Origin of the sequence: Oceanirhabdus sp. W0125-5, from assembly GCF_027938815.1 — a bacterium.
In the GTDB taxonomy this organism is placed as follows: domain Bacteria; phylum Bacillota; class Clostridia; order Clostridiales; family Clostridiaceae; genus Oceanirhabdus.
Genome location: NZ_CP115913.1, coordinates 5,017,778 through 5,029,985 on the forward strand (window position 1 = coordinate 5,017,778; position 12,208 = coordinate 5,029,985).

Below are 12,208 nucleotides of genomic sequence, written 5' to 3' on the forward strand. Positions count from 1 at the left end.
TTATGAACCGTCCCCAACTTGTCTTATTTGTCTCTATTATTTCTCTTAATATAATTTTATCTTTTGAGTATTATTTTTGGTAGGTAAAAATTAGTTATATTCATTTAATACCTTATATTCATCAAATTAATATATACAAATAAGAAAGAGTTTGTTTTTTTTACAAATAAATACATTTATTATACTTAAAATTTATATTATAATAAAATTAACATATTATTAAATTATAGTCTATATTTACAAGTTTCTTTTTGTTTATATTGCTTTAATTTTCACAAAAGTCAAATACTTAAATTAGTCTTAATAGATTAATTTCATATGAAAAGAATTGCACAACGAAAGGAGGATCAGTGAGAGATTATAATAGACTCCACTCTCGCTGAATATAAATTATGAAGAAATTTAATGATAAGAAATCCATACGTTGCAATTTTTGTGGAAAACCTGAATATGAGGTAGGCAAGTTAATCACAGGTCCCAAAAATGTATTCATTTGCAATGAGTGTATTGAACTAAGCTATGAAATAATAAGAAATGAACCTGCTGTAATTGTTGAAGAAAACTTATCAGCCCTTCCAACCCCTGTTGAAATAAAGAAATATTTAGATCAATATGTAATTGGACAAGATAGGGCAAAAAAAGTTCTCTCTGTAGGAGTGTACAACCATTACAAACGTATTTCCTTTAATCATAAAGGGGATGATACTGAACTTCAAAAGAGTAACATTCTTCTTATAGGTCCAACAGGATCTGGTAAAACATATTTAGCTCAAACACTGGCAAAAATGCTCAATGTCCCATTCGCTATAGCCGATGCCACAACTTTAACTGAAGCAGGCTATGTTGGAGATGATGTGGAAAATATTCTAACAAAATTGCTAATGAATGCTGATTTTGATGTTGAGAGAGCTCAAAAAGGAATTATATATATAGATGAAATTGATAAGATTGCCCGAAAATCTGAAAACCCATCATTAACACGTGATGTTTCTGGTGAAGGTGTTCAACAAGCTCTACTAAAAATATTAGAAGGTACAATAGCCTCTGTTCCACCTAAGGGTGGTAGAAAGCACCCACATCAAGACTTCATACATTTTGATACATCTAATATATTATTTATATGTGGTGGAGCCTTTGATGGAATACATAAAATCATAGAGCAAAGAACCTCAAGTAATACAATGGGATTTGGAGTTGAAATTCATTCAAAATCTCAAAAAAACACAGATAAAACAATGAAAAATCTTATACCTGAAGATATACTTAAGTTCGGTTTGATACCTGAATTTGTTGGAAGACTTCCAATTATAATAACCTTGAATTCTCTAACCGAAGATTCACTAGTGAGAATTTTATGTGAACCTAAAAACTCATTAGTTAGACAATATAAAAAGTTATTACACATTGAAGGGGTTACACTTGAGTTCACAGATGATGCATTAAAAGAAATCGCAAAAAAAGCCACTGCTAGAAACACAGGAGCAAGAGGACTTCGTTCAATTATTGAAGAAGTTATGACAGATATTATGTTTGAAGTTCCATCAAAAAAAGAAATTGAAAAAGTAATAATAACTAAAGATACCGTTGAAACATTTATTCCTGAATATATTTTCTCAGATGATATATCTTTTATCTCAAAAAGGAAGAAATTACACCAGATAGCACCAGCCTAATACAGCACGCAGTGCTTGAAAAGAAATGTATAATTTATAATGTATAATGAACAATAAAAATACACTCTTGTCCATAAACCAAGAGTGTATTGATTTCTTTTAAAAAAGAAATTATAATATGAAGTTCTCTACATTAAATCCAATCAAACTCTTAATAAATTCCTTCTGTCTTTCGCTTTCATCATCCTCTAAATCAACAATTGCCCATAGGCCTTCATCTATAAATACGAATCTTAGAATATCATTCCATGAATCTTTCTCAACCTGATTTAACTCTATATATTCATAATATCCTTCTTTGAATGCATTCCACTCTTCTTTATTAAAAATTCTTGGTGGAGCAGTTTCTATCTCATTATTAAAAAGTATTAATGCTAATGCTAAATCAATTATCCTTGGTACATATCCTCCATTATCAGGGTCTATAAGAGTCGGTATACCTTCTTCTGAGTATACAAGATTATTCCCTTTGTAATCCCATGAACAATCTACCATTGGAAGTTCTCGTTCTTGGATATTATTATAATTTGAATTTATGGTATCTCTTATCCATTTCTCAAATTTATCTAAAACATCATTATTGATTATTGACTTATATCTTTCTTTTATTGATTTTAAATCATCATTTACTTCTTCAAGAAACTCTTCATCAAATGCCTCAAATTTGAATCCCCCACTAAAGAATCTCTTATTTAAACCTACTTTATGCATCTTCCCTAGAAGTTTTCCTGCATTACGAATATGATTTATACTTCCATCAAATCTATTCCCATCTATGTATGGATATAACACCCATCGTTTTTCTTGAACAATACAAGTAATAAATTTCCCATTACTATCTTTTATAGGTGATACACATTCAACACCATTATTTCTTAATTCTTCTTCCCAATTTAATAGTTCCATTGCCTTATCTTTATTTTCTTTTGTTTTCTTGATTACAGCCTTTTTCCCATCATACATACATATAAAAACTGGAGAGTATTTATATATAGATTCACCTTCAAGCTGTTCCAATTTCCCTTCAAGATTAAATTGTGATTTCATCATATCTACTATTTTCTTATTCAGTTCATTCCCCACTACAAATTCCCCACTTTCCTATTTTCACTTGTTATTAGTATAAACCCAATATGTATCCATATCAAGTAATGCGTGTGGGGACGGTTCTTTAATCTTTTAACATGACAAGGTCAGGACTGTTCATGTAAATATATTTAACTGCTTGTATACCACACATTTCATACTTACCCATAATTCTTATGAACCGTCCCTCACTTGTCCCACTTCATCAACTTCTTAATTTGGCAAATAAAAAACACTAAAATCCATCACAGATTCTAGTGCTAACTATTAACCTTTATAATTTCTTATTCAAATTTTATCTCTATATGTGTATCTTTCAAAAAAAAGCCTTTTAAAAGGAATTTATACTTGCCTTTTGCCAATTCCCTGTTTCCCATGATTTCTTGATGTTCACCTTTACTAAATGCTACATTATCTACGGTATTTCCATTTGGATCTACTATTTGCATTTGAAGTGTTCCACTTTTAATTGAAGCACTTATCTCATATTTAGATGCTTCATTAAAATTATATGATTTCTCAACTACACCATAGAAATATTCAATATCCATAACTCTGTTATTTATATTGTTATTAATTGTTGTGCTGCTGTATGTAATACCTTTCAATGAATAAGATGCTATTAATGCAATTATTAATACAGCACTCACAACTACAAGAAACTTGTTCAATGTATTTAATTTCTTTTTTCTCATATTTCTCCTCCACTATAATATTAACTATTCAACGCTTATAGTTATTCTACAATAATTTAATTCTATACTAGAAAATTGGATGTATCAATAACATTAATAAATATAGATATCTTAAATGTATTTTATATTAATAAATTATATTGTATTCTCATAATTTATTATAATTAGTTATTTAGGGGGATAATGAACGAAGTTATTTTTCAAATGAAATTGAATTAACTCAAGAATCTTAATAAGACACATGAAACTCTGGATGATTTATTCCTCCTTTATTTAATATCCTGAATTTTAATGTTATGATATACTTATAGAGCCTAATAATAAAAGAAACTATAAAATTGAAAGAGTGGAGTGATTTTTTTGCCAGAAGATAGAACTAATAAAGTAAGCTGTAGCAATTATAGATGTGAAATAGAAATTGCTCTTGAAATTATATCTGGAAAATGGAATGCGTTAATATTATGGACTCTTGGAACTGAAGGCACTAAACGATTTAGCGAATTGAAAAGATCGTTATCAGGTGTTACTCAAAAAATGCTTACGCAGCAACTGAGGACTCTTGAAAAATACGGTATAGTTGAAAGAACTGTTTATCCTGAAGTTCCTCCTGTAGTAGAATATTCATTAACTGAAATGGGAAAAAGATTAATTCCAATATTTAAGGATCTAGATATATGGGGAAAAGAATTTATAGAATATAGAAAAACTTTGTAAATTTTAAAAGGTTGGATGACTAATCCAACCTTTTTATATCTTTTGTTATTCCTTAAATATCTCCTCTAAATTTGATTGTTCTGCTGCAAATCCACTTTTAACACCTTTAGAAGTGTTCATAATAAAATAGTTAAATCCATGCCTCTCTACTATTTCTTTTACTAAGTGTAAACCAAGTCCTGTACCACCCAATGCCTTGTTTCTAGACTTTTCCACTCTGTAAAAAGGCTCCCAAATCTTATCTATATCTTCATCTGGTATTGTCGCTGGACTGTTTTCAACTGAAAATTCTAAATTAGAATCTATGTTTTTTATAGCTACATATATATTTCCATCAGATGGAGTATATTGTATTGCATTGGTAAGAAGGTTACTTACCACCCTTTCAATTTTTTCCTCATCAGCTTTAATAAAATCTTCTATTAACTCTAATTCAACTTCTAAATTTTTCTTATTACTTAATGGCCTTAACTTGTCATATACCTTTAGAACAATATCTGAAAGCTGAAATATTTCTAAATTAAGAGGTATATCACCTAATTCAAGTTTAGATATTTCTAGTAAATCATATACTAATTGACTCATATCATCTATTTCCTTAAGCATGTTCTCATAATTTGAATCATCACCTCGATTATACACTCCACTTACTAGACCTTCACCAATTCCTTTTAAAACAGTTAAAGGTGTTTTTAACTCATGAGACGAATATGCAATGAATCTTTTTCTGAATTCATCCATTCTTTCTTTTAACTCAATATCCTCCTTTAACTTTGCATTTGAATCTCTCAGATCATTAAGAGCTAATTCAAGTCTTTCAGATAAATTATTTATATTATTCGCCAGTTCCTCAATTTCATCTTTAGTTGATACATTGCATTTATCACTAAAATCTAAATTGGACATACCTTTAGTTATATTATTCAAGTGTAATAATGGTTTAGTTATTTTTCTTGAATATATATATGAAACCATTGTAGTGATAATAATTGCAGCAATTAAAATAACTACTGAAAACTTATTTATTATTGTTGTTGCTTCTCTAATAGACTGTAGAGAACTTGCTGCAAATAAAATCATAGGCTGTTCATCTTTAAAGTAAAATAATTTGGCAAAGAACATATTCCCAGTCTTTGTCTTTTCATCAATCTTTGTATATATAATTCCTTCAGGAGATTCAAAAATCTCTTTAACCCCTTCACCTTGCTTAAATTTCTGAACTATTTCATTGATTAGTAACTCATTTCTATAGCTAATACCTTGAAATTGATTATCGAAAATATATATTTCATTAATTTTAGCTGTAATTAATTCACTGTGTTCATAGTAATCGTAACTTAAGAAATCCTCATCTTCTATTTCATCGTAATCATAGTCCATATTTTCTATATCATCAATCCCATATTTGAACTTAATACCATCAATCTCTATATATCGTGGATAGATTCTATTTTTATTCTTTTCATATGAAAAACCATATACACTTATGTTAATATTTTTTTCTAATTTATCTATAAATTCCTCATTCTCAATAAATCCATCAAGATAAATCTCATAACTTTGTCCTTGATCATCCTTTACCAATAAATGTGACTCTTTATATTCTCCAGTCATTCCATATTCAAGAGAACCATAAAGATTTGATATACCAACTGCTATATCATGTTCAACTGAAAAGTCATTGATTAATTTTTCAATTTCTTCATCTGTAAATTCTTCTTTTGAAAGCTCATAGGTTAAAGATTCTACAGTATCAGTTACTAGCTTTTCTTTACTAAACTTATAAAAATCTTCAAGTAGAAAAAATTGAAAGAAAAATTGTACAGACAAAATAATTAAGATAACTACGATTGTCATACCAAAGAGTTTATAAAATATTTTATTTTTCATTATTTCACCTCTAATTTATAACCTACACCAAATACTGTTCGGATATAATAGGATTTATCATTCATAGCTTTTCTTAATTTTTTTATATGGTTATCAACTACTCGAGTATCGCCAAAATAGTCCATTCCCCATATTTCATCTAGTATTTTTTCTCTAGTTAGTACAATCCCTTCATTAATAAGCATGTACCACAATATATCAAAACACTTTAGAGAAAGCCCTATTTTCTCATCATTAATAAATACTTCTCTAGATAATTTATTTACTTTCAAATCCTTTTTCACCACAAATTCTTGATTATTATCACCTTTGTCATGATTCTTACTAAGTAACTTTTTAGCTCTAGCTACTAGTATTGCTGGACTAAATGGTTTTTTCACGTAGTCATCTGCATTAAGCTCAAATCCCATCAACTCGTCATCTTCATCTCCACGAGCAGTTAAAATAATAATTGGTACATTTGATTTCTTTCTTATACGTCTACACACTGACCACCCATCAAGCTTTGGCATCATAATATCAAGTATAACCAAATTAAATTCACCATCAAAAAATTTATCTATCCCATCTTGTCCATCACAAGCTTCTACTACAGTAAATCCTTCTGCTTTAAAGAAATCATTTATAACTTTTCGAATACCACTCTCATCTTCTATTACAAGTACTTTATTATTCATGATTCTCCCTCATTTCCAATATAATTATATATTATAGCATTTATACTTAGAAATGTTTAAGAGGAATTCCTTGTGAATTCCTCTTTAATTAAGTAATTTAATTTTTATTCTTTATCTTCAACTTCTTTATCGTCATAATATTTATTTAAAATATTATCAAGTTGTTCCCATAACTTATCTGTCTCTTCAAATTTCTCATCTTCTTCTAATTTAATTATTTGATCATAAAGTGTTCCAACTATAGCTAAATCTTTTTGATCAATTTTTCCAACCTCATCTTTAATTTCTTTCAAAAATTCTTCTTTTGATTGTAATTTGTAATCCTCTTCTACAAAATCCTCATCTTCAAAATCTTCACCATCATAATACTTGTTTAAAATATTATCAAACTGTTCCCATAACTTATCTACCTGTTCAAATTTCTCTGCATCTTCTAGTACTACTATTTGATCATAAAGTGCTCCAAGAGTAGCTAAATCTTTTTCATTAATTTCTCCAATTTCTTCTTTAAGCTCTTTTAATAAGTCTTCTTTTGATTGTAATTCAAAATCTTCACTATCATAATACTTATTTAAAATATTATCAAGCTGATCCCATAACTTATCTGCTTCTTCAAACTTTTCTGCTTTTTCTAATACAATTATTTGATCATAAAGATTTCCAAGTTTAGCTAAATCTTTTTCATCAATTTTATCTATTTCCGCTTTAAGTTCTTTTAAGAAATCTTCTTTTGATTCTAATTCAAAATCATCATCTTCAAAATCCTCTTCTTCCATATCATCATAATTTTTTAAATCCATTTTACTTTCTGTAGCTTGTCCCTTTGTAGTATTTCCTTTAGATGTTCCATTATTTGCAAAAGCCATTGTAGATGATACAGTTAATAATGCTCCAAATGCAACTAATTTCAAAATTTTTCCTTTCATATTAACCTCTCCTTTTATTTACTTGTTTTTTTATCTCTTATTTACAGTTATTATTCTAGCAAGGAGATGTATCTATCAAATACTTTACTTGTGTCCTTTTTGTATCCTTTTTCTTAGTTAGTATATTTTAATAAGTCTAGATATCAAGTTTATGTGCTCCTCCTATAGACAGGTAATAAAAAAAGGTTGGACATCTTGTCCAACCTTTTATAAGGGTTAAGTTGAGTAATTTAATTATATACTAAGCTCCATAATAAGCTCTATTAAACAACTCTTTCATTTGTTCTACAGATATTTCTCTTGGGTTTGTACCAGTACATGGATCTGCTACAGCGTTCTTAGAAATATCTTCAAGGTTAGCTAAGAACTTAGCTTCTTCAACACCAAATTCTTTTAATGTTCTAGGAATGTTCATAGCTTTATTTAAATCTCTTACGAATTGAACTAATGATTTAACAAGCTCTTCTTCCTTTGCTCCTTCTAATCCTAATCTTCTTGCTACATCTGCATACTTAGCTCCTGCAACTTCTGAATTGAACTCAATTGCAATTGGTAAATAGATTGCATTTGCACATCCGTGAGGTACTTCAAAGATTTTACCAGTTTTGTGCGCCATGCTGTGTACAATTCCTAATATAGCATTTGAGAATGACATACCAGCTAAGCATTGTGAAATATGCATTTTAGCTCTAGAATTTTCATCACCTTTGAAAGACTCTACCATATAATCTTGAATCATTTCGATTGATTTCATAGCTAAAGCATCAGTTAATTCATTGCTCATAGTTGATACGTATGCCTCTAAAGAGTGAGTTAATGCATCCATACCAGTGTGTGCAACTAATTTAGCAGGCATTGATTGCGCTAAATCTGTATCAACAATTGCAATATCTGGTGTGATATTGAAGTCCGCTATTGGATATTTTACTCCTGTTTCAGTGTCAGTGATTACTGCAAATGAAGTTACTTCACTTCCTGTTCCACTTGTTGTTGGGATTGCAGCATATTTTGATTTTTGTCTTAGCTCTGGTAAGTTAAATGGTTTGGCTGCTTCTTCAAATGTAAATTCAGGATACTCGTAGAAAATCCACATTGCTTTAGCAGCATCCATTGGAGAACCTCCACCTAAACCAATTATCCAATCTGGTTGGAAGTTATTCATAACTTCTACACCACTCATTACTGTTTTTACAGATGGGTCAGCTTCTACTCCCTCAATTAAAGTAGTTTCCATTCCTGCTTCTTTTAAGAATTTTTCTACTTTCTCTAAAGCACCATTTTTCTTTACTGCACTTCCACCTATAACAATCGCAGCTCTTTTACCTTTTAAATTTTTTAGTTCTTCAATTGTACCTTCTCCAAAGTATACATCTCTTGGTATTGTAAATCTTGCCATCTTAATTCCTCCTAAGTTTTAATATTTTTAATTTTCTGGCTTTTTAATATAGATTTATAATTAATTTTGTTTTAAGCCTATAATTTAAATATTGATTATATAGCTTTCCCTCTCGTTTCATTGCACCCACAATTGTTTTCCCGAGGACAGTTATTATTCTAAAACATATTCAATCCCCTGTGAAGTAGGCACTTTTCCGTATGGTAGTTTATATTTGGAACCTTAGTTTCCAAAAAGTAACCTTAATTTTTATTAAAGATTATAATTTAACATAAAAAGACACTTTTTCAACAAGTACATATATTTCTTCAATTAATACAATATAAATAAAGTAAATTTTCGAAATACTTGTAATATTAAGTCATTAATGATACCATATTATTGAAGTTTTTTGTTTATAAATAGTTCATTTTATTTATTTTTTAGTAACTTAATAGTGTTTTTAGGGAGTTGAATGGATGAAATACGATATTACTAATTTAATAGATATACCAGAATTTGAAAAACTCATGGAAGAATTCTATAATATAACGAGAATTCCTCATGCTCTCATAGATATTGATGGAAATATAATAAATGCAGTTGGATCACAAGATCTCTGTATGAAATTTCATAGAATGAATCCTGAAAGTCTTAAACTTTGCAAACAAAGCGACTTATCTATAAAAAGTAGGATAAATAATAAAAAAGAATATAATGTTTATGTATGTCAAAACGGATTAGTTGAAGCTGTTACTCCAATTATTATTGAAGATAAACATATTGGTTCTCTAATATTTGGTCAATTCTTTTTTACCAAGCCTGACGTTGATTTCTTTAAAAAACAAGCATCTAATTTGGGATTTAATGTAGATGATTATTTAGAATCATTATCTAAAGTTCCGATAATTTCAGAAGATAAAGTAAAGTCTTATATGCAATATTTAACCAATTAGCAAAGATGCTCTCCAGTATGGGCCTAAGCAGATTAAAGCAGAAGGAAACTGAAAGATTATTAATAAAAGATAATTCCCATCTAGAGAATATTGTTAAAGAACGTACAGAGAAATTAGAGAAGGTAAATAAGAAATTAGAAGAAGATATATTACAGCGTAAAATTATTGAAAAAAATCTTAAAGAAAGTGAAGAAAAATATAAACAACTCCTTGAACTTTTACCTTATGGAGTTTGCGTACGAGATGAAGAAGTTATATTATTTTCAAATAAAACAGCAGCAAAATATTTTGGTTTTAAAAGCACAGATGATGCAATAGGCATTAAACTTTCTGATATATTTTCCCCCCATGATGATTATAAGCTTGATCTGAAAAAAAATTGGGAAGGACTTATAAAGACAGGGTACATGCCCCTAAGAGAAGAGCATTACATACGTAAGTCTGATGGTAAGTCTATAGATATTGAAACAGTATCATCAATAATTTCAAACAATGAAAGCACTAAAACATTAGTTGTTTTTAGAGATATATCCGAAAGAAAACAATTAGAGCACATGAAGCAAAAAAATGAGGAGCATAAGAAACGACTAAAAGAAAAGATTGAATTTGATAGATTAAGAACAGAATTTTTCGCCAACCTCTCTCATGAATTAAAAACACCTGTGAACTTGATTTTCAGTGCACTCCAGTTGCTTGAAGTAGAAACTCAAAATAAGATAATGAATCATAATAAAATCAACAATCGTATTAAAATTATGAAACAGAATTGTAATAGGATTATACGATTAATAAATAACCTAATTGATATTACAAAAATTGATTCTGGATATCTTGAACTGGATTTACAAAACCATAATATAGTAAGTATTGTTGAAGATATTACATTGTCCGTAGCGGATTATATAGAAAATAAAAATGTGAGCCTGACATTTGATACAGATATTGAAGAAAAGATAATGACCTTTGATCCATATGCAATTGAGAGAATTATTTTAAACATTTTATCAAATGCTGTTAAATTCACAAATACAGGCGATGAGATTATAGTCAAAGTTAATGATGGAGATGATAATATAATTATTTCCATAAAAGATTCAGGTGTTGGAATTCCAGAAGATAAATTAGAATTAATATTTGATCGTTTTAGACAAGTAGATAAATCTTTTAACAGAAATCATGAAGGAAGTGGTATAGGTCTGTCACTTGTTAAATCATTGATTAATTTGCATGATGGTGAAATTAAAGTTGATAGTATATATGGAGAAGGCAGTGAATTTATTATAAAAATTCCTGTGAAACAACTTGATATTATCCATAACGAAACACCGCACCAAGCTCCTGAATATGCAAATAATTATATAGAAAAGATAAATATTGAATTTTCAGATATATACTCATGAAATTGAAGCCATTTCTAATTTCAATATCTTTTTTATTTATATATAGTATATATAAATACTCCTACATGAATTACTACAAAATGGTTTATACTTGAATGCAACATTGATAATAAAAATATAATACTATATAATTATATTAAAAATATTTAGGGAGTGGAAATAATGAATTTCAATAATAATCTTGAAATAGCTATGGAACATCTTCACAAAAGAGGAGCTTTTTTAACTGTAAAATCAGGAGATAAATCAAATACAATGACTATTTCATGGGGAAGTGTTGGCTTCATGTGGAAAAAACCTGTGTTTATGGCATTAGTTCGTCCATCAAGATATACTTATGATTTTATAGAAAACAGCGATAGCTTCACTGTAAGTATTCCATATGATGATAATATGAAAAATGCATTAACTGTCTGTGGAACAAAATCAGGTCGTGATATTGATAAATGTGAAGAAGCAAATATTAAATTTATATCTAGTAAAGAAGTATCCTCACCAGTAGTTGATGATTGTAATATGTATTACGAGTGCAAAATCCTTTACAAACAAGCAATGGATCCATCACTAATATTAGATGATTCAGTGGAGGAATGTTATAAGGGTGATAATTACCACACACTATATTATGGTGAAATCGTAGCTTGTTATGAAAAATAACAAATAAAATAGAACTTGCCGGGGACGGTTCATAAGAATTTATATTTTTCAGCTTGTACTGAATAATTATAATTTTTTATGAACCGTCCCTATGTTTGTCTATATCATCAAAATTATCTGTAACAAATATCTGTTTTAAAATCTTTTCACTCTCTTCTT

The 12,208-nt window shown here is 28.8% G+C and carries 11 protein-coding genes; 5 read left to right on the plus strand and 6 right to left on the minus strand.

What is annotated here, in order from left to right:
• Positions 1-392: 392 nt before the first annotated feature.
• Positions 393-1,673, plus strand: a complete 1,281-nt coding sequence (gene clpX / locus OW730_RS23305; RefSeq protein WP_271226446.1) for an ATP-dependent Clp protease ATP-binding subunit ClpX — start codon at positions 393-395, stop codon at positions 1,671-1,673.
• A 111-nt stretch (positions 1,674-1,784) separates the two neighbouring features.
• Here clpX and OW730_RS23310 read toward each other — a convergent pair whose 3' ends face one another.
• Together OW730_RS23310 and OW730_RS23315 are read right to left on the minus strand one after the other, a co-directional pair.
• Positions 1,785-2,756: a phosphotransferase enzyme family protein gene (locus OW730_RS23310; RefSeq protein WP_271226447.1), complete on the minus strand. Its 972-nt coding sequence runs from the start codon at positions 2,754-2,756 to the stop codon at positions 1,785-1,787.
• Between the two features lie 287 nt (positions 2,757-3,043).
• Entirely contained in the window at positions 3,044-3,454 is a 411-nt protein-coding gene (locus OW730_RS23315) for a hypothetical protein (protein ID WP_271226448.1), read from the minus strand.
• A 360-nt stretch (positions 3,455-3,814) separates the two neighbouring features.
• Between OW730_RS23315 and OW730_RS23320 the strand changes: the two genes are divergently transcribed.
• Positions 3,815-4,168, plus strand: coding sequence for a winged helix-turn-helix transcriptional regulator (locus OW730_RS23320; RefSeq protein ID WP_271226449.1), 354 nt, complete (start codon positions 3,815-3,817; stop codon positions 4,166-4,168).
• A 45-nt stretch (positions 4,169-4,213) separates the two neighbouring features.
• Here the strand turns inward: OW730_RS23320 and OW730_RS23325 are convergent, their stop codons facing one another.
• From OW730_RS23325 to OW730_RS23340, 4 genes are all read right to left on the minus strand, one after another.
• The gene (locus OW730_RS23325; protein WP_271226450.1) at positions 4,214-6,058 is read right to left on the minus strand and encodes a sensor histidine kinase; all 1,845 of its coding nucleotides are present in this window, start codon (positions 6,056-6,058) and stop codon (positions 4,214-4,216) included.
• Positions 6,058-6,735, minus strand: coding sequence for a response regulator transcription factor (locus tag OW730_RS23330; protein WP_271226451.1), 678 nt, complete (start codon positions 6,733-6,735; stop codon positions 6,058-6,060). Before OW730_RS23330 ends, OW730_RS23325 begins: the two co-directional genes overlap by 1 nt.
• 104 nt (positions 6,736-6,839) lie before the next feature.
• Positions 6,840-7,661, minus strand: a complete 822-nt coding sequence (locus tag OW730_RS23335) for a hypothetical protein (protein ID WP_271226452.1) — start codon at positions 7,659-7,661, stop codon at positions 6,840-6,842.
• Between the two features lie 241 nt (positions 7,662-7,902).
• Positions 7,903-9,057, minus strand: a complete 1,155-nt coding sequence (locus OW730_RS23340; RefSeq protein ID WP_271226453.1) for an iron-containing alcohol dehydrogenase — start codon at positions 9,055-9,057, stop codon at positions 7,903-7,905.
• A 458-nt stretch (positions 9,058-9,515) separates the two neighbouring features.
• Between OW730_RS23340 and OW730_RS23345 the strand changes: the two genes are divergently transcribed.
• The 3 genes from OW730_RS23345 (at position 9,516) to OW730_RS23355 (ending at position 12,049) form a co-directional block, all read left to right on the plus strand.
• Positions 9,516-9,992 carry a PocR ligand-binding domain-containing protein gene (locus OW730_RS23345; protein WP_271226454.1) on the plus strand — a complete coding sequence of 159 codons (477 nt, stop codon included), beginning with the start codon at positions 9,516-9,518 and terminating at the stop codon, positions 9,990-9,992.
• A gap of 17 nt (positions 9,993-10,009) precedes the next feature.
• Entirely contained in the window at positions 10,010-11,392 is a 1,383-nt protein-coding gene (locus tag OW730_RS23350; protein WP_271226455.1) for a PAS domain-containing sensor histidine kinase, read from the plus strand.
• A 162-nt stretch (positions 11,393-11,554) separates the two neighbouring features.
• A complete protein-coding gene (locus OW730_RS23355) occupies positions 11,555-12,049 on the plus strand; it encodes a flavin reductase family protein (RefSeq protein WP_271226456.1) in 495 nt (164 codons plus the stop codon).
• Positions 12,050-12,208: the final 159 nt, after the last annotated feature.